Raw genomic sequence first — 20,600 nt, forward strand, 5'->3', positions numbered from 1 at the left:
AATTTATTTTATTTGAAAATGAATATGATCATCATGTCTAACTGCTCCACATCCATGAAATCTTATTTTAGAATTATTAAGGTTTAATCTAGATTTAAGGTGAGGCTCTATAAAAACTTTACTTACTTTATTATTTTCTAATATTTTTAGTATGAGTTTTTTTGTTGCTTTTTCGGATAATTTTAAGTTTTTATTGAAACTACCTAAAGTGAAATATTTAGTAAAATCGTATTGCCAGAAACCTCTGTTTTTACAAATATTGGTTTGATTGATTTCGTTTTTAGTTGGTTCTACAAAAATACCATAACCGCTGTTTGAAGGTTTCAAATTTGTAGTTTTTCCTTTTTTATCTTGATAAATAAAAGAAAGGTCAATCTTTTTTCCATCATTATGACTTAAATGAGGAAGCAAAGGAAATCCATCAATAAAAGGAAAATTTGCATCTAAATAAATAACTTTTAGATGAGGGAGTTCTTTATTGGTTTTTAAAGAAATAGCTTTTAATACAGAGTTCATCTTTGGAGTAACATAATTTCTGTTAAAGAGTTTTGTTATAAAATGATGAGCTTCAAGTCTATGGTTATCTTCTAATTTAACTCGACCAAAAATTGGTGCAACTTTTGGTACAATTAAAAATGTTGTAACTAAATATATCGCTATAAAAAAGATTGTTCTTTTAAATTTATAGTTAGGTTTTTTATCAGAAAAGAGAAGTAAAGTAATTAAATAGATGACTCCACCAATTTGAGTTGTAAATGTTAGAAAAACTGTAATTAGTAAGTGGATAATTATTTTAAGAAAAGATTTAATTTTCATTCAACATTTTTTCAGCTACGGAAAATACACCTCTATGTTTTCTAGAATTTACTTTTGTCATCGATTTTATTTCAGAAATAATCTCATTTAGAATTTCTTTTGCATCTTCCTTTTTGTTTCTTCTTATTAAAAACTTAGAAAGCTCAAGTCTTTCATTGTAGTTCGAATATCTTGTGTCAATTTTTCTTAATTGAATTTCGGCTTTATCAAATTCGCCTTTTTGTTCTAAAGCTAAACCATAAAAATAAATAGTTTCTTTAAAATCTTTTTCTAAATTTATCTTTTTAGAATATTCAATAACCTTGTCAAAATTTTTAGTTTCAAAATAACAAAGCACCAATTTGTTTAATGTGTGAGGTTCATCTTTAAAGTTACTTTCTAATGCTTTTTCATATTGTAAAATGGCATTATTATAATCTCTATTTTGTGAATAAGCATCTGCTAAATTAATTCTATTCTGAAAAGTGTTAGAAAATTCTAAGACTTTTTCTAAATCTTTAATCTTTTTTGTAGGGTTGATAATCGTTGTAAGTTCTTCAATACTGTTTGTAACATCACTTTTGTTAATTACTTGCGTAAGTAAATAGATAATACAACCAATTAGTGGAATAAAGAAAATGATAAAATACCAATAATAATTGTTCTTATTCTTGTAAGCATGGTAAATACAAAAAGCTTGAAAGGCAATAATAAAATAGTAATACATGCAGTAAATATAATAAAAGGATATTTTGTTTTTATTAATTTTCACCTAATTAAATAAAGTTTTAAGGTTTAAAAATCGAACTTATAAGTAAGTCCGCCTAAGGCTTGAAAACCTTGTGTATTAAAGTTTGCAAAACGTTGGTATTCTGTATTTAAAACGTTACTCAGTTTTAGAAAAACAGAGAATTTATCGTTAAAATGATAACCTCCATTTAAATTAATATCAACAAAAGAGTCAATAGTTTCAATTCCACTAAAACTAGAAGGAAATTGGCCGTTATACAATCCGTCTTTTTTTTCGCTTACATAAAAAATATCTGTTGTAGCAAACCATTTGTTCTTTTTATATTTTGCAGAAAAGGAAGTTTCTATTGAAGGTAGATTCCATGCTTCCAAAGCATTTTCTACGTCATAAATGTTATATGTTCCTTGTAGTCCAAAAGATAAGTTACTTGAATAATCATATTCTATTTCTGTAAAGATTGAAGTTGTTTTAACATCATCATAATAAACATAAAAAGAGTTTCCATATTCATACCCTTTTAAAGAGCTACCATTTACAACATTATTTGTTCCATCAGATTTAGACGTATTTCTTAAAAATAAAGGTTTGTCTTCTTCTGTTTTAGAGCTCGCTTTAATATTAAAACTTAGATTGTTATTTATTTTTCCGTTGAAACCAACAAATAAATTTGACTTTTCTAAAGTTTGAGTCATAAAAAGTGTTGGTGAAATATATGGGTTTTCTTCAACAAACTCTCTGTAAGTGTTTGTCTTTAAATCACCAGTAAGTCCTCCGTAAATATTTAGGTACTTTTGTATTATTGCTGATTGAACAAATAAATCTGGTAATATAAAATTATTTGTAACGTCGTTTTCTGTGTCTAATGATGTAATTAACTTTACGCCAGTTTTTAAAACAAAGTTTTCAGATTTTACTTTATACTCAGGATTCAAAGAAATAGTCGTTGTAGAATAATTAACTGAATTAAAATCTTTATAACTGTTTTTAAATTCTCCTTTTAAAAACTCTGCACTCGTTTTTATAGTAATATCATTTAGATTAGGACCTAAAAATGTTAATGGTAAATCTAATTTCGCATCAAACTTTGCGAATATTTCTGAGCTTCTGTAACTGTCTGTAAAATAGGAAGTTTTAATTTTTCCATAATCGATGTATGAATCTATAAAACTAAACTCGCCCATCAATTCAAAATAATTGTAAACCTGCTCTTCATTAATAGCATTGGTTGTAGGTTCTGTAAAAACGATGTTAGGTAAACCATACCAATTATATAAGTTTCTTTCAGAATTTAAACTTACTTCCCAATCGAAATAACGGTCTTCTTGTTTATAGAACGCTCCAATATTAAAATTTGAGAAATTACTGTTCAGTACTGAGTTTTTAAGATTGTCTAGAGATGCTAAATATTTTGAATGCAATCCGAATTCATTTTTAAAACGTGTACTATGATGTAAAAAAACTTCAAAATAGGGTGTTGTATAATTACCAAAACCAGCTGCTAAATAGTTTTTATAAATACGTTCTTTAACACCAATATCAATTCCTTTTACGCCACCACTTTTGGGTATAAAAGTTGATGCAACTGGAGCAGAAAAAATAGCATATTCTAGTTTTTTCTTTTCATTCTTTTTAAGTAGTTTTATTTTTGGATTTTTTTTAATTTTTTTAGCATCAGCAATTTTTGGGTTATATTTAGTTACAATATTTACAACTTCTGTTTTTACTGTGTCCTTTGCGACTTCCTTTTTTTGAGCGTTTAAACTTAAAAAAACAAAACATATTAAAAATAAAGTGAAACCTTTTTTCATTATTTTTTATTCTTTTTAGAGTCCTTATTATCTGTGTTTTCTTCTTTTACAGGAGTTACAGAATTATTAGTCTTGGCTTCGTTTTCTTTAATGATTTTCAATTCTTTTTCTGCTTCTATAACAATGTCTTCAAACTGTTTAAAGTTTTTAATGATATTTTCTAAGACAAAAGTAGCTTGATAAACATCTTTTAAACCATAATAATTTTTACCCATTATTATATAGCTTTTCACTGCCCAATGTTTATAGGAAGAATAATTTGCTATTAAATTTTGAACAACTTTGTTAGCCTCTGTATATTCTTTTTGTTGATTTTTAAAGAGTGCATTATAATAAAGTGCTTCCGCTTTTAATTCACCAGAAGCATTTTTTTCTACCTCTGTATAATATTCTTCAGCTGTATAAAAATCATCATTTTTAAAAGAAGCTCTAGCAATTATTATTTTAGCATCATACTCTAATTTATGATCTAATTTATCTCTTAAAAGAATCTTTTTTGCGTATTCTAAAGCTAGATCATAAGCATCAGTTTCATAATATCCTTTCATTAAATTACTTTGTGCAAATAAAATATTTTCAGTTGCATAGGCTTCTTGTTCAAGTCTATCTAAAAGAGGAAGCGCATTGTTGAATTCATCTTTCTCTAGAAATAGTTGTGAAAGTTTACTAAGAGAATCTTCACTAAATTCATTTTGCTCTTCTTCTAAAACAACTTGATAATATGTAATAGCTTTATCAAATTCTTTTACTTTAAATAAGATATCTGCTAAGTAATAATTTGCTTTTAACTTATGTATTCCATCAGGAAAAGACTGCGTGTATTTTGTCAAATTAGCTATAATATCATCTCCGTTTTTAGTTTCAAAATACTTTTTTTCAGCAACTGCAAAAGTGGTGTTGTCTAAATCGGAATTGGTAACATTAATGAATTTTAAGGTTTTAATCCAATTGATATAATCTTCTAAATTACCATTATCAATATAAATATTTCTTGCATTAGCAACCGCTTCAAAAGCATCAGGAGAATTAGGAAACTGACTTGTAGTTCTTTTAAATTTTTCTAAAGCTTTTTGATTTTGATTCTCATTATAATATAATAACCCTTGACGTACTAACGCTTTTGGTATAAAAATACTACTAGGATGTTTTTCTATCAACCGATCAAAAGCGAAATGCGCTTTTTTATTATCTTTTATTATAGTGTACGTATTTGCCAATTGAAATAAAGCATCATCTTTTAAAGTAGAAATTTGATACCCATTTACAACATTTGTAAGTGCCTTTATTTTTGCATTATTGTCATCTAAAAAACCATAACCCATTCCTATTTGATATTGTGCATAATCTGCTTCAGAACCAGCGCTTTCTACAACTTTTTTATAAGATTTAATAGCTTTGTTATAATCTCTTGTAGCAAAATAACTATCTCCTAAACGTATTAATGCATCCTCTTTTATCTCGGATTCGATAGAATTTATTTTGATGAAATTTTCGAAGCTAATAGCAGCATTTTGATAATCCTTTAGTTTAAAATTACTGTAACCTAAGTTATAATCAATTAATTGAAATGTTTCGTTTTCTGATTTCACCTCCTTTTTTAAACTAGTAAATTTTGATAAAGCTTCCTTGTGTCTATCTAATCTATATAATGTTTCAGCTTCCCAATATTTTGCGCTGTTTTTTATTGAAACTTCTGCTGCTTTTTGGCTTTCTTTAAAAAAAGGGAGCGATTCATTTAACTTATTGTTGTTGAATAATTCAATACCTCTGTACAAAGAAATTTCAGGAATTAAAGCAACATTCTTCTTTGATCGTTTTTTTTCTAAAAAGATTAAAGCTCCTTTGTAATCTTGCTGATGTAAGAATGAAGAAATGACTAAATCATTAATTTCTTCATAAGCTTTCGATTTTGGATATGCTTTTAAATAATCTTGTAAAACTTCTGCAACACTTTTAAAAGGGTTTCCTGCTTCATAACTTAATTTAGCATAATTTAGAGCAGCATCTTCTTTAATTTTTTTATTAAATTCCATTTCAGAAGCTGTTTTAAATGCATTTAAAGCTTCCGTTTTTTTATCTAATTTCAGATAACATTCACCTAGATTATAATATGCGTTTTGTGCAACATAATTTTTTTCATCAATAATTTTATTAAAATTGCTAATGGCATTTTCAAAATCATTCTGTTTGTAATAAGCAAAACCTAGTTGATAAAAATCGGTGTTATTCCATTTTCCTTTTTTACCAGTATATCCTTTTAAGTAAGGAATAGCTTCACTATATCTTTTTAAGTTGAAAAAACTTTCACCAATTATTTTAGAGATTTCAGATTTCTCTTTTCTTTTTACAGTTTGAATAAGTGCTTCACCTACAATTATACAACGTTCAAATTTACCAGCTTGAAAACTAATATCTAGTAAATAGTAAGAGATTTCTAAACGATATGTATCATTGTCTGCAATTTCTTTTAAGGTAGATTCTGCTATTCCATAATCTTCTAGTTTATAAGCAATGTAGCCATAATAATACCTTGAATCGTTTCCGTATTTAGGATCATTTATTAAAGGTAGAAATTGTTCTTTAGCTAGCGTTAAGTTTTTAGTAACTAAATATGCATATCCCATTTTAAAATTGAGATCTTTTCTATCCTCTTTAGAAAGAATATCAACATTTACCTTGTTAAACCATTTAAGAGCATAAGCAGCTTTTTTATTGGCAAAGTAATAGTTAGCAACATTAATAATGGCTTTGTTTTTTTTACTGCTATTTGGGTTTTCTTCAATAAAAGCTATTACTTTTTTGTCTGCATCAGGTTGTTTTAACCTTACTGCACATAAAGCATCATAATACGCTGCATCAGATTTTAATTTAGAGCTGGTAATAGCTATTTCGTTTATAGAAGCAAAAATTTTCTGAGCAGCAGTATATGCTTTATTATTAAATAATTTTGTAGCATTATTATACTTTGTTAAAATAGTAGCATCTACTATTGTTTGCTGGCTAAAACCAACAAATGATAGTATAAATATGAAACTAGTAAATAAACGTTTTTTTAAAAAAACAAACCTCATGCAATTATCTTTAATACTTAAAATTAATAACGAACATTTTTTAATTTTGTTTGATGGGGGAAGAAAAAAAATAGAAACATTTTAGGTCAAAAGTAAGAATTGTTTAGATTTCATAGTATAAAATCGTTAGAAACTTTTAAGTTTGTAGAAACAATTTATTTTATGGAAAAACCAGTTTTATTTTTAGAAAACGCTGATATTTATCAAAAAGATAACCTGGTATTGTCTAAAGTTAATTTAACGATACAAAAAGGAGAGTTTTACTATTTAATTGGTAAGACAGGAAGTGGAAAAAGTAGCTTAATGAAAACCCTTTATGGAGATTTAAAGTTACAAAGAGGTACCGGGAACATTGTAGATTTTGATCTCAAAAAAATAAAGGAAAAAGAAATTCCGTTTTTAAGAAGAAAAATAGGAATTGTCTTTCAAGATTTTAAATTGTTGAGTGATAGAACCGTTTTTGGAAATTTAGAATTCGTTTTAAAAGCCACAGGTTGGAAAGATAAAGAGAAGATAAAAGAAAAGATTAACGAGGTTTTAGATAAAGTTGGTATGAAAGCCCAATATTATAAGAAAACCTTTGAACTTTCTGGTGGTGAGCAGCAAAGAATAGCCATTGCAAGAGCTTTATTAAATGATCCAGAATTAATTTTAGCAGATGAACCAACAGGTAATTTAGATCCAAAAACATCATTAGAGGTTATGGAGCTTTTAAATGATATTCATAAAAGCGGAAAAACTATTTTAATGGCGACTCATGATTATCAGTTAATTGTAAAATTTAAACAAAAGACAATAAAGTGTGAAGGAGGAGAATTGTTTGAAGTTGCTCAAAAAGCGACTGTATAATGATTTCTGTTTTAATTGCTTCATATAATATAAGTGTCGTTAACTTAATAGAAGAACTTCAATTACAATTAAATAAGGCAAACGTTATTTTTGAAATTATCTGTTTAGATGATGCATCTAATAGTGAAAAGAATATTGAAAATAATAAAATTAACAAACTTCCTTTTTGCAGTTTTGAAATTCTTAAGAATAATATTGGTAGAAGTGCAATTAGAAATTTGTTAGCAACTAAAGCTAGTTATGATTGGTTGTTATTTTTAGATGCGGATGTTTTACCTACTTCACCTAAGTTTATTTCTAATTACATAAAAGAAATAGAGAATAACCATTATTCAGTTTTTTTAGGAGGAATTAAATATAGAGATTTTGATGATAAAAATCTACTAAGATGGAGGTTTGGCAAGAGAAGCGAAGAGGTTTCAGTTTCAATAAGAAATCAAGATTCTTATAAATATTTTTTTACAGCTAATTTTTTAATCGAAAAAGATTTCTTTAATGGAATTAAATTTAACGAAGAAATTGTAGATTATGGTTATGAAGACCTGCTTTTTTCAAAAGAAATAGAAAAGAATAAGGTTAAAATTAAGCACATAGAAAACGAAGTGTTTCACTTAGGTATTGATGAAAATATAGATTTTATAAAGAAAACTAAAAAAGCAATTTCGAATTTAAATTTTCTAATTTCAAAAAAACTTATTGAGAAGCAAGATACAAATCTGTCTCAATTATATTTTAAGCTAAAACCTTATGGTGTTTTAAGTGTATTAAGTGTGTTTTCTTCTTTCTTTGAAAATGTAGCAAATAAAAGTTCTTCGGTTACTTTTTACAATTTATTTAGAATTACTTACTTACATCAAGTTATTAAAAATAGTCAATAATTTTTCTTCTTGATTTTCCCAAATTAGTTCTTTTTTTGCACTTTTTAATTCAGTTGAAAAGTCTTTTTTTAATATTTTTTCAATTTGTAAAGCAAGTTCCTTAGAGTTTCTTTTTTTTACAATTTCGCCAACTTTATAATTTTGAACAACTTGCTTCATTTCTGGTAAGTCAGAAACTAAAATTGGTATTTCTGCCTGAACGTAATCGAATATTTTGTTAGGTAGTGCAAATCTATAATTTAGACCTAAATCCTCTTCAATACTTAATCCTAAGTTAGCTAAAGGAGTTAGTTTATGTAATTCTTTTGGAGAAATTTTGCCTAAAAAATGAATCTTATTGTTGTTTTTTACTTTTTGTGTTAAATCTTCATAAAGATCACCATTACCAATAATAACTAAAATACAGTTATCAAGAAATTCCATGGTATCAATCATTAATTCTAAACCTCGACCGATATTAACTGCACCTTGATATATGATAATTTTTTTTCCTTCTGTTTTAAATGGAAAACTTCCGAATTCTAATTCCTTTTTAGTAGGTAAATTAAGAATAGTTTTAAATTTAGAATTATATTTTTTATCATAAAAATCAGCAATACTATTACAAACAGTATACGTGTTTTTTAGTTTAGGAAGTATCCAAGTCTCTAAAGTTGACCAACATTTTTTTACAAAAGGTTTATGAACTAACTCAGGGATTTCTGGAAACAACTCGTGACTATCATATACTATGTTTTTTTTCTGAAGATTACTAACTAAGTAGTTTGGAAGTAAAGTATCTAAATCATTAGAAAGTAAGATGTCTTTTTTTGAAAAAAGTAAAACAATAAATAAACGAAAGTTAAATTCAGTATAAAATAAAAAACCTTTATTAAATATTAATTTAATCCTTTTTGTGCTATAGCTTCTATTTAATGGAGTACTATTTTTAAGTTTTCTACCAATAAGAATAATTTCGTAACCTTCTTTTTGTAGTGTAGCGCAAACTTTATCTACACGTTGATCTGTAGATAAATCATTAGTTACCGAAACTATTATTTTTTTCAATGGTTTTGTTTACAATAAGTAACAAAAATATGCTTTTTATTTTTTGATTATATTTTAAAATGAGATAAAATTATACATTAATAGGTGAAATTGATTTGTTTGAGTTTTTATCCTTTATTTTTTTTCTTCAGTTCTATTTTTTTCTTTAAAAACTAATCGAATATTAAGAAAAATATACTAAATTGTCCCTTAATTGCTTGGGAAGGTTAAAGTACACACAAATAATAACTTTAATTAATCCCCCTAAAAAATGTGTAAATGTCCATCATGCAATTCTAGTACCCGAAGAAGGTTATCTAGAAATTTTATTTTAAAACTAATCCCTAATTCTAAGTTTTACAAATGTTATGAATGCAAAACAAAGTTTATAAGTGTACCGTATTTATTTTCTTCCATAATTTTTAAGAAAGGAACTAAGAAGTTTCTTCGAGAAGTAGTTAATGAAGAAAGTTTATTAGTCAATTAAAATAATAAAAAACCTCCAAATTTGGAGGTTTTTTGCTTTTTGGAAACGTTGAGACTACAATATTTTTTTATTATAAGTTTACAGGTTTTTTTGCGTGCAGTAAGAAAATGTGAGTTTTCTCTATTTTTGAGCTAGAAATTTTTAGAAAAAAAACTAATTTGTAATTATTTAATTTTCTTATACTCAAACCAATCAAATTTTGCCGATTTATCACTTTTTAAACCTGTAGAAGTTGCATAAACTCCAATATATACGCCATTAAATTTCTGAGCTACTTCGTCAGATATAAGCGTGTAATCTTGGGTTTCTCCGATTTTTTTTAAATTTTCCTCATTTTTACCATACAAAAATTGTACTTTCAATCCATCAACTTTCGAACTTAGAAAAACCTCTTTATTTTTATAAGGAACTTTAGCTATAATTTGTGGCTTAAACTCTCCTTTATTTCCATTTTGAAAAACTTTTATCAACATAACTTCATTTTTCCCTTTTAATAATTGGTAATTATTCCCATGTCGGCGATAAATAACTAACCCAGCCTTTTCATTCTCTTTGTTAGTTTTAAAAGATAGTTTTGTTATTGCTATATAATTAAAATGACGCGTACGTTTTGCAATATAAGATGGGTTTAATAAATTGGTTACCGTCTCAGGTCGTAATTTAATTTCTAAAAAACCATTTTTTTGGATATACCATTTAGAACGTGGTGAACGTAAAAAGTTCCATTCCAAATTAAGTTTATCTCCATCAAAATTGTCACGTTCTTTTATTTTTGAAACAGGAGTCCAAGGTAAATCAGGACGTTCTTGTTCTGCTTGTAGAAGACCAACTCCTGGATTAAAAATAGGGGTTACACCACTTTCTTGTTGTGTCATTTCTACTTTAGCTAAAAAGGTTTCGCGAGCAAGAGTTACAAAACCTTCATTTTGTCTTTTAGCAAGCATTACACTCCACCAATCTCCATTTTGAGTTTGTATTAAATCTGCATGACCAGTTTGCCCTATTGGATGTGTTTTTCCTAAATGACGATGTGTCATAACAGGGTTTGCATGATTTGGTATGTATGGACCCCATAATTTTTTACTATTAAATACGGTTACAGAATGATATTCTCCAGTTCCTCCTTCTCCAATAAGTAAAAGATATTCTCCATTAATTTTGTACAAATGCGGACCTTCTGCCCAACGTGCATTAGAAGCATGACCATAAGTTATTTGCTTTCTTTTACCAAGTAATACACCTTTATCTGGGTTTATTTCTTGCATCCAAACGCCATTTTTTCCAGGCCATTCACTTTGAGAATCATCTATGATACCTGCTCCTGTATAATAACACCTACCATCATCATCCCAAAAAAGAGAAGGGTCAATTCCTGGTGCATCTTTAATATACATGGGGTCACTCCAGGGACCTGCAGGGTTTTTAGCGGTAATAATAAAATTACCTTTCTGTCCAACCATAGTAGTTATAATATAGAAAGTTCCCTTGTGAAATCTTATACTTGGTGCGAAAATTCCGTTTGAGTTTTTTAATCCATCTTTAAAAACGATTTGGTTTGGACGATGAAGTCCATGTCCAATTTTCTCCCAGTTTACCAAGTCTTTACTTTTATGAATTGGAAGTCCTGGGTACCATTCAAAACTTGAGTTAACCATATAATAAGTATCTCCAACCCTACAAATTGATGGGTCAGGATAGAAGCCAGATAGAATAGGGTTTTTAAATTTTTCTGGAGATGATTGCCCTAAAGCGTTAAAGCAAATTAGAAGTCCAATGAATGTTTTAATTGTTTTTAAATGCATTTTTTTCATTTCTATTAATCTTAATTTTTTAGTAAAAGTGATAGTTTTCTGTTTAAAATGAAAATTCTTAAACAATAAAGTCAAATGTATATATATTCTATTTTTATAATAGATACAATTATCTCAATTTGAGACAAAATGGGCTTTTTTAATATAATTTACAATAATATAATCTAATATGTTAATTAAAAATTATGATGAGTTGTAATTTATATTAACAATATAAAGAAGTATTCATCAATTCAATTTCTTTTTTCACATCATAATTGTATTAAAAAAAAGAACCTTTAAGTCTTGTTTCTAAGTTGTTATGATAATGAATATATCATTTTTAGCTTTTTTGATTTGTATAATTTATAAATTTTTCTCCTTGTTGTTTAAAATCAGAATTGTGTTTTAATCAATAAAATCAATATCTACAGAGGAATTTTAAATATAAAGACTTAGGTTTTTTAGTTAATTCGCGTAAAAAGGTTGAAACCATTTGTTTCCTTATATAAAACATATGATTAAATTATATTATTAATAAATAATTAACATTGTCGAAACAAATAAAACAAATATTATGATCAAAAAATTTACTTTACTTATTGCGTTTGTAATAACTGGTTTTGTCTATGGGCAAACAGCAATTTTAGATTTTGAACCCGGTAAAACTTATATTATTGGTAATAATAAGGGGTCTAGTCCTATGATTGCGGCTGTGGCTGATACCGATCCATTAAATGGTGCCAATAATGTTATTAAAATAACAAAAGAAGCCGGTGCAGCAGATTGGGCGTTTCCAATAATTAATCAAATTGGAAGCAATCCAGGGGGTTGGAGTCATACAGCTGGAAAGTTTATACAAGTAAAATATTTATCTGTTAATGATACAGATTTTAATTTTCAATTAGGTGCTTGGATCAATGGATCTAAACAAACTGTAAATATTTCATTAGGTGGAGTAACGTTGAATACTTGGCATGAGATAGAATTTGATTTTTCAGGAATTGCTGATGGATGGGCGAATAGAATAGACATAGAGTTCATTGGAGCAGCTGATAATGACGTCTTTTATATAGACGACATTACTCAAACAGCTACATCTATTTTAGCACCTCCACCTCCAGCTGATGAATGGAGTTTTGACTTTACAGCAGATACATTAATACAAGATAATGTAGTTGGTATACCTGTAAAATACACTTCGGATTTAGAAATTGCAGCAAATGGTATTAAGTTCGATATTTGGTGTGTTAGTGGAGGTGGTGCAGGTCTATGGTCACAAACTTGGATTGGTAATGGTAATAATTGGTCTACACTTTCAGTAGGTACAGACCAAACTACAACTATTGACTCTAATGTAAATTCAACCACTTTTGCAGCTTATTTTGATACTGATGGATATTTAAAAACGAAGGCAGAATTAGTTGCTTCAAATCCTAATGGCCATTCTCATGCCACTTCAGGAGCACTGCCAACTAATTATTATTATGAATTAAGACCTTTGGCTAGTGGAGATGCTAATTTTACCCCAACTCCTCCATCTACTTTTGGTAATAGTTTTCAAGAGAAAACAAATACGTTAACAGTTTCTGGTGGTAATTGGTCTACAGATGCAAATTGGTCTAAAACTACCAAACCTGTTGAACAAGAAGATGTTGTTGTACCTGTATCTATGATAGTAACTTTAGATGAAGGTGCTACTGTTGATAATTTAAACGTTGTAGGAACTTTAAATATTAGTTCTGGGAAATCTTTAATTGTAAGTGATGCTTCTACAGGAAACATTACATACAATAGAACATTAACAGCAGATAATGACCCTACTAAAGCATGGCATTTGTTATCTTCTCCTGTATCAGGACAAACAATCGTAAATTTTATTGCTAATAATACTTTGGCTAGTGGTACTACCAATACAGATTTTAGGGGTGTTGCAAATTATATAAATGATGGAACTGCTTGGAACTATTATCTAGTTTCTTATGCTGGCTCAGATGCTTTTGACGCTGGTAAAGGATATTCAGTTAAAAATAATGCTGCTGGAGATGTTTCTTTTACAGGAACATATACAAGTGGTGATAAAGATTTTAATATTTCGCAAGCAACAAATAATTCTAATTTAACAGGAAACCCATATGCTTCTTATATTAATTTAGGAACATTCTTTTCAGACAATAATGCTACAGATAGATTATCAGAAGCAACTATATGGTTGTGGAATCAAACTCTAAATGGAGGAGTTGGTGGTTATGAAGAAAAAATGTCTGGTACAGACGCTGCTTTCGAAATTGCTCCAGGACAAGGGTTCTTTGTAAGCTCTGGTGCTGCTGTATCTAACAAAGTAACTTTTACGGCCGCAAATCAAAGTCATAAAACAGATTCTTTCTTAAAAAGTGAAAATTCTAGAACAGAAGTTCATTTAAATATTAAGCAAGAAGATTTATTACATCAAGCAAAAATATATTTTATTGAAGGTACAACCAAGGGGTTTGATAATGGTTTTGATGGTTCTATGTTTAGTGGTGTTAATTATGACTTAGCTATTTATACTGAATTAGTTTCTGACAATAATGGTAGAAAATTAGGAATTCAATCTTTACCAAATACAGCTTTACAATCTTTGGTAATTCCTGTTGGAGTAAAAGCTACACCTGGTGAAATTACTTTTTCTGCTGAAACTTTAAACTTACAAGATGGTGTTAAAGTTATTTTAGAAGATAGACTTACAAATACTTTTACAAGCCTAAATGAAGCAAGTTCAAACTATAAAGTAAATTTAGATTCTGATATAAATGGTATAGGTAGATTTTACTTACACACTTCAAGTAAAGCGTTAAACTTAGATTCTTCTATCAGTGTAGAAAACATTAGTATTTACACTTCTGGTAATAACACATTAAGAGTTGTTGGTTTACAGCAAGATAATGCTTCTATAAAATTATTTAATATTTTAGGTGAACAGGTTATGAATACTTCATTTAACTCTAATGGAGTTAAAGATATTGCGTTACCAAAGTTAGCTACAGGAATTTATATTGTTCAGTTAGAAACTGAGTCAGGTAAATTAAACAAGAAAATAATTTTAGAATAATAACGAGTATATAAAGACAGGATATTATGAAAGAACAAAATAAAAATCAAGAAATTACTCGTAAAGAAGCAATTAAAAAGATTGGTAATTACGGTAAATATGCAGCTTTAACTGCATTAGGAACCTATATGATACTAAACCCTAAAAAAGCACAGGCAGCAAGTCTTGAGGCTCCAGGTACAGGGTTTTAATAATAGTTTTTAATAGTTGAGAACTAAAAGGATGTCAAATTAATTTTTGATGTCCTTTTTTATTTTATTTAAAAAAGTGAGCATAGTTGTTTGCTTTAATTACTTTGAAATTGTTTAGCCTAAATTTGACTTTAAATTTAATTGTAAAACAAATAAATTAATCAAAGTTAGATTAGAAGTGCTTTTCGATTGATATGTTAAACTTCTTAATGCTTATTAAAAGTATTTCTTCGTAAGAGAGTTTATATTACTATTTATACTTTCTTTTACTTAGTATAAAATATTTACCTTAAATTAATAGGTTTCTTAATTTATATTAATAAACCTTCAACAAAAAATAGATGTTAATCTATCTTTATATCAAAAAAAAACTAGCTATACTACGATTAGTATAACTAGCTTTTAAAAATTAATTAAAAGTTATTGTTTTTTCCAAATACCTTCCATTTCTTCTAATGTTTTTCCTTTGGTTTCTGGTATGAATTTCCAAACAAATATTGCTGAGATTATACTCATAATTCCATAAAAAAGATAGGTTCCTCCATTACTCATCTCCATCATTGGTGGGTAGGTAGATGAGATAAAGAAGTTAGCAGCCCATTGAGCAGCTACAGCAATTGCTACAGCCTGACTTCTAATTTTATTAGGGAATATCTCTGAGATTAGTACCCAACAAATAGGACCCCAACTCATCATGAAAGATGCTGTATATATAATAATAAAGACTAATGTTGTAGTTCCAATAATATCCATAAATGCTAATGTAGAAATTGCAATCATACCTATAGCCATTCCTATAGAACCAACAATTAACAATGGTTTTCTTCCCCATTTATCAACAGTCATAATAGCTACAACCGTAAAAACAACATTTATTAATCCCATGATAATGGTTTGTAACATAGAAGCATCTTTTGCAGCTCCCATACTTTCAAAAATACGTGGTGCATAATATAGAGCTACATTGATACCAACAAATTGCTGAAAAACAGATAATAGAACTCCAATAACGATAACTGCTTTTCCGTAAGAAAATAATTTAGCTTTATTAGTGTCTACTGTTTTTTTAATATCACTTAAAATCTGAGTTGCTTTTTCTGCACCATTAAATTTAGTTAAGATAGAAAGCGCTTTGTCGTCTTCTTGTTTTAAAGCTAAATATCTTGGAGATTCTGGCACAAAGAACATTAAAATAACAAATACAGATGCAGGAATTGCTTCAGATAAAAACATTCTTCTCCAACCAATTTCATTTATCCATTCTACAGTTTGTCCATCTGCAATACCCCAGTTTACAAAGTAAACTACTAGCATTCCAAAAATAATTGCAAATTGATTTATAGAAACCAATCTTCCTCTTATTTCTGCGGGTGCAATTTCTCCAATATACATTGGGCAAACTGCAGATGCTAAACCAACACCAATACCACCTACAATTCTATAAAAGTTAAATGTCCAAAGTAAACCCATAGTAGCTTCTCCTTTTTCGAAGAATAAAAATTCTGGATTTGCAGAACCTAAGGCTGATAAAAAGAATAAAACACCTGCAATTATCAATGCCTTTTTCCTTCCGTAGGAAGAAACAAAACCAGATATAGCACCTCCAATAATACAACCTATTAATGCTGATGATACTGTAACTCCATGTAAAAAGGAACTTAAACCTTGGCTATCTATTAAGAAAGCTTGTATTGATTTTTCTGCTCCTGAAATTACTGCGGTGTCATAACCAAAGAGTAATCCTCCTAATGTTGCAACGATTGTCACCACATAAATATATGCTGTATTTTGCTTCATAATTTATATATATTGATTGATAATGTTTTCGAATAATTCTTGTTTACCACTTTGTAATGATAACTCTCCGTTTTCTTGAGCAATTTTGTAAAGATCTTGCATAGATAATTTACCGTTTTCAAAATCTTTTCCTTTACCTGAGTCAAAAGAAGCATAACGATCTGTTCTTAATTTATCATAAGGAGAAGAAGTAATAATTTTATCCGCAATTAACAATGCTCTAGCAAACGTATCTGCTCCACCAATATGTGCATGAAAAACATCATCCATATCTGTTGAGTTTCTTCTAATTTTTGCATCAAAATTAACACCACCACCTTGTAAACCACCAGCTTTTAAGAAAACTAACATTGCTTCTGTAGTTTCTTGAATGTTGTTAGGAAATTGATCTGTATCCCAACCATTTTGATAATCTCCACGGTTTGCATCTAAACTACCTAACATTCCTGCATTTGCAGCTGTTTCAATTTCGTGTTGAAAAGTATGTTGTGCTAAAGTTGCGTGATTTACTTCAATATTCATTTTAAAATCGTTCTCTAAACCATATTTGTGTAAGAAACCAATTGCTGTAGCAGAATCAAAATCATATTGATGCTTCATTGGCTCCATTGGTTTTGGTTCAATAAAGAAGTTACCTTTAAATCCTTGTGCACGAGCATAATCTCTAGCCATTGTTAAGAATTGCCCCATGTGGTCTAATTCTCTTCCCATATCGGTGTTTAGTAAAGACATATAACCTTCACGTCCACCCCAGAAAACATAGTTTTCACCATCTAATGCAATAGTTGCATCTAAAGCTAATTTTATTTGTCCACCGGCTCTTGCAACAACATCAAAATCTGGATTTGTTGAAGCTCCATTCATATAACGAGGATTAGAGAAACAGTTTGCAGTACCCCATAATAATTTAATACTATTTCCTTTTTTCTTCTCTTGTAAATACTCAGTAATTGCAGCTACTCTTTTTTCTTGTTCTGCAAAAGTTGCTCCTTCTTCAATTAAATCTGTATCGTGAAAACAGAAATAATCAAATCCCATTTTACTGATAAATTCAAAAGCTGCATCTGCTTTATCTTTAGCTGCTTGAATTGGGTCTGATGATTGATCCCATCCAAAACTTTGTGTTCCAGGTCCAAAAGGATCACCTCCTTGACCACAGAATGTATGCCAATAAGCTATTGCAAATTTAAAATGCTCACGCATTGTTTTACCAGCCACAACTTGATCTGGATTGTAATATTTAAATGCTAAAGGATTATCAGATTCCTTTCCTTCAAACTTAATTTCTCCAATACCTTTAAAGTATTCTTTGTTTCCTATAATTGCCATTTTGTATGTTATTTATTTTTTAATATAATTTCTAATTCTTGTTTCCATTTCTTGTAAGCTAGTTCATAAGGAGTAATGTTTTTAAGTGGCATAAAGGTCATTACGTGATCATTTTTTGTAATACTTTCTCCAAATTTCTTAAAATCACCATCTTTTAAACCAACTGCTCTTGCTGCACCAATTGCACCAGTTGTATTGTAAATTTCTATTTCATGACCAATTAAAGTTGCAACAGTATTCGAAAATATTTCTGAACGAAATAAATTATCGTTTCCAGCCCTAATTACATCAATTTTAGCGTTATCATTTTTAAGAATTTCCATTCCATAAACAAATGAGAATGCAATACCTTCTAAAGCTGCTCTGTATAAGTGTGAGTTGTTATGTTGATTTAAATTTAAATTTGCAAAATGAACGCCAACGTTTTTACTGTTTAACATTCGTTCTGCACCATTTCCAAAAGGAATTACAACAACACCATTAGAGCCAACAGCAATTTTAGATGCTTTTCTGTTCATTGTTTCGTAAGATTCATTTTCAGAATTGTTACGTAACCATCTGTACATAATTCCGGCACCATTTATACACAATAATTTTCCTAAATTTTTCTGATTATTAGAGTAATTTACGTGTGCAAAATTGTTTATTCTAGAAGATTCTTTCGATTTTATAGAATCTGTAACGGCATAAATTACACCAGAAGTTCCACCAGTAGCTGCAACTTCACCAGGATTAAAAATATTTAGTGAAAGTGCATTATTTGGTTGGTCTCCTGCTCTGTAAATTACAGGGATTCCTAAAGGTAATCCAGTCTCTTTTGATGCTTTTTCTGTAACAGTTCCTTGATTTGTAAAGTTCTCTACAATATTTGGTGTAAGACAGTTATCAATTCCGTAATAATCTAACAACCAATCTGCTACTTTATCTTCTTTATAATCCCAAAGGATACCTTCAGATAAACCATTCTTAGTAGTATTTATCTCATCAGTAAGTTTGTAAGCTATGAAATCTCCAGGAAGCATGTATTTATGAATTTTCTCATACACTAAAGGTTCATTCTCTTTTACCCACTTTAATTTCGATGCTGTAAAGTTACCTGGAGAATTTAGTAAGTTAGCAACACATTTATCCTCTCCTAAATCAGAAAATGCCTTGTCACCAATTTTTATAGCCCTACTATCACACCAAATAATTGAGTTTCTTAAAGGTTCTCCATTTTTATCAACAACAACTAAACCATGCATTTGGTAAGATATACCAATTCCAGTAATTTTTGAGGCATCAATTTGAGCTTCTTTAATTATTCTTTTTGTTGCAGTACAAATATATTGCCACCAATTGTTTGGGTCTTGTTCTGCCCAATCCGATTGTAAGGAAGCAATTTCCATTTCGTTTTTTGGTTCATGAAGACTTAAAATACTTTTGCCTGTTTTTGCTTCAACTAAAGCTACTTTTACGGAAGAACTTCCTAAATCATATCCTATATAATACAATGCTTATCTATTTTAAATTGTAACAATCAAAAAAGAAAATGTAGCTGTTACACTTTTTTTTTGTGTTTCTTTTATGAATGATAAAAGTATTTTATTTGAAATGGAATTAACACTACAGATGGTGTGAAATATATAACAAATGTTATTAGATAAACCTTTTTATAAATATTTATTGAAGTTAACTTTCTGTTAATTATTGGTTTATGTGCTATTTGATTGTTTTGGATACTTTTTTGTTGTAGATAACTATAAAGTATTTACCGTTAGAGAAAATTATGAAATCTATTTTTAAATTATTACTATTTTTATACTTTTAACTACGTGAAATTTTACATAGAGAAGATATAATTTTAATTGAAGAATTAGAATTTATCCCTTTTAAATGTAAAGTATCTTTAACAGGGTTTGGGTAAAAATTATAACCTTTTTCTCATTCTTATTAAGAATTAATGTTGTTGAATTGTATGTAATTTGATATAGCTTAATATCTTGTACAATTATTCATAATTGATTGTACTCTGTTTGTTTCAGAAATGTTGTCTTAAGGAATTTCAGAATCAGATTTATCAATAATTTTAAAAATTGCAACATTAACAGTGGACAGTTTTATATTAAAATTAGCAATAGAAATTGAACTTCCGTTTAAACCAATATCAATATATTTATTCTGATTATTTATGATACAATCATTAGAAAAAACAACTGTATTATAGGTGGTAAAAGGTGACGGAGGTAAATTATTTTTATTGTATAACATCGGTTTCTTAACCCAGTTTTTTCAAGCATACCTTACTGTTGTTTACTCTAGTTGAGGAAACTCCGATTGTGTTGTCTTTAACAGTAGCACTTACAGTTGTAAATAGACCTTTTTTATTTGCAATTTCGAAAAGATGTGCATTTCCAGTATTATAAAAATAATATGACCATTCGATTTATCTGTCTTAGATTCTATTTCTACACTAGAATCAGTTGAAGTTATGTAGCTATTAATTACACTTACTTGTGTGTTTTCCTTGTCAAGGAAAAGCAAAATTTTGACCCCTATTATTAAATTTTCAGCATCAATAGTACTTGGCATCAAATGACTAGTATTAAAAGGAGTTTGTTGTGCGTTAATTTAAAATGAAATAGCTAATGATAGAAAGAAAATAGCTGTTGTTGATATATTAATTGGTGTTGAATTTTTCTTTTTTTTAGGATAAAAGTAAAATCTCATTCAGGTAGTTAAAGTTATATATGGTTAT

14 protein-coding genes are annotated in these 20,600 nt (G+C 28.5%); 4 read left to right on the forward strand and 10 right to left on the reverse strand.

Annotated elements, in window-relative coordinates; translation table 11 throughout:
- Positions 1 to 3 precede the first annotated feature (3 nt).
- From BTO07_RS15705 to BTO07_RS15720, 4 genes are all read right to left on the reverse strand, one after another.
- Positions 4 to 816, reverse strand: a complete 813-nt coding sequence (locus tag BTO07_RS15705; protein WP_087522127.1) for a hypothetical protein — start codon at positions 814 to 816, stop codon at positions 4 to 6.
- Positions 806 to 1,522, reverse strand: coding sequence for a CDC27 family protein (locus BTO07_RS15710; RefSeq protein ID WP_087522128.1), 717 nt, complete (start codon positions 1,520 to 1,522; stop codon positions 806 to 808). The genes BTO07_RS15705 and BTO07_RS15710 overlap by 11 nt, the downstream gene beginning before the upstream one ends.
- A gap of 68 nt (positions 1,523 to 1,590) precedes the next feature.
- Entirely contained in the window at positions 1,591 to 3,354 is a 1,764-nt protein-coding gene (locus BTO07_RS15715; RefSeq protein ID WP_087522129.1) for a TonB-dependent receptor, read from the reverse strand.
- Positions 3,354 to 6,425, reverse strand: coding sequence for a tetratricopeptide repeat protein (locus BTO07_RS15720; protein ID WP_087522130.1), 3,072 nt, complete (start codon positions 6,423 to 6,425; stop codon positions 3,354 to 3,356). The genes BTO07_RS15715 and BTO07_RS15720 overlap by 1 nt, the downstream gene beginning before the upstream one ends.
- 162 nt (positions 6,426 to 6,587) lie before the next feature.
- Here BTO07_RS15720 and BTO07_RS15725 point away from each other — a divergent pair, with 162 nt between their 5' ends.
- Entirely contained in the window at positions 6,588 to 7,274 is a 687-nt protein-coding gene (locus tag BTO07_RS15725; protein ID WP_087522131.1) for a cell division ATP-binding protein FtsE, read from the forward strand.
- The gene (locus BTO07_RS15730) at positions 7,274 to 8,152 is read left to right on the forward strand and encodes a glycosyltransferase family 2 protein (RefSeq protein WP_087522132.1); all 879 of its coding nucleotides are present in this window, start codon (positions 7,274 to 7,276) and stop codon (positions 8,150 to 8,152) included. The genes BTO07_RS15725 and BTO07_RS15730 overlap by 1 nt, the downstream gene beginning before the upstream one ends.
- On the opposite strand, the gene BTO07_RS15735 is transcribed toward BTO07_RS15730, so the two are convergent.
- Positions 8,123 to 9,199: a glycosyltransferase gene (locus BTO07_RS15735; protein WP_087522133.1), complete on the reverse strand. Its 1,077-nt coding sequence runs from the start codon at positions 9,197 to 9,199 to the stop codon at positions 8,123 to 8,125. The two genes, BTO07_RS15730 and BTO07_RS15735, sit on opposite strands and share 30 nt — an antisense overlap.
- A gap of 630 nt (positions 9,200 to 9,829) precedes the next feature.
- Complete coding sequence (locus BTO07_RS15740) at positions 9,830 to 11,476, reverse strand: glycoside hydrolase family 43 protein (RefSeq protein WP_087522134.1); 1,647 nt, start codon at positions 11,474 to 11,476, stop codon at positions 9,830 to 9,832.
- A gap of 556 nt (positions 11,477 to 12,032) precedes the next feature.
- Between BTO07_RS15740 and BTO07_RS15745 the strand changes: the two genes are divergently transcribed.
- Together BTO07_RS15745 and BTO07_RS17475 are read left to right on the forward strand one after the other, a co-directional pair.
- On the forward strand, positions 12,033 to 14,546 hold the full coding sequence (locus BTO07_RS15745; protein WP_087522135.1) for a T9SS type A sorting domain-containing protein: 2,514 nt from the start codon (positions 12,033 to 12,035) through the stop codon (positions 14,544 to 14,546).
- A 26-nt stretch (positions 14,547 to 14,572) separates the two neighbouring features.
- Complete coding sequence (locus tag BTO07_RS17475; RefSeq protein ID WP_198342477.1) at positions 14,573 to 14,737, forward strand: hypothetical protein; 165 nt, start codon at positions 14,573 to 14,575, stop codon at positions 14,735 to 14,737.
- Between the two features lie 420 nt (positions 14,738 to 15,157).
- Here the strand turns inward: BTO07_RS17475 and xylE are convergent, their stop codons facing one another.
- The 4 genes from xylE to BTO07_RS15765 all read right to left on the reverse strand — a co-directional run bounded on the left by xylE (position 15,158) and on the right by BTO07_RS15765 (position 20,113).
- Positions 15,158 to 16,534: a D-xylose transporter XylE gene (xylE, locus tag BTO07_RS15750; protein ID WP_087522136.1), complete on the reverse strand. Its 1,377-nt coding sequence runs from the start codon at positions 16,532 to 16,534 to the stop codon at positions 15,158 to 15,160.
- A 3-nt stretch (positions 16,535 to 16,537) separates the two neighbouring features.
- On the reverse strand, positions 16,538 to 17,863 hold the full coding sequence (gene xylA, locus BTO07_RS15755) for a xylose isomerase (RefSeq protein WP_087522137.1): 1,326 nt from the start codon (positions 17,861 to 17,863) through the stop codon (positions 16,538 to 16,540).
- Between the two features lie 8 nt (positions 17,864 to 17,871).
- Positions 17,872 to 19,356, reverse strand: a complete 1,485-nt coding sequence (locus tag BTO07_RS15760) for a xylulokinase (protein WP_087522138.1) — start codon at positions 19,354 to 19,356, stop codon at positions 17,872 to 17,874.
- A gap of 541 nt (positions 19,357 to 19,897) precedes the next feature.
- Positions 19,898 to 20,113 carry a hypothetical protein gene (locus BTO07_RS15765; protein WP_087522139.1) on the reverse strand — a complete coding sequence of 72 codons (216 nt, stop codon included), beginning with the start codon at positions 20,111 to 20,113 and terminating at the stop codon, positions 19,898 to 19,900.
- Positions 20,114 to 20,600 lie beyond the last annotated feature (487 nt).

The sequence above is a fragment of the Polaribacter sp. SA4-12 genome, from assembly GCF_002163675.1.
Classification (GTDB): Bacteria; Bacteroidota; Bacteroidia; order Flavobacteriales; family Flavobacteriaceae; genus Polaribacter.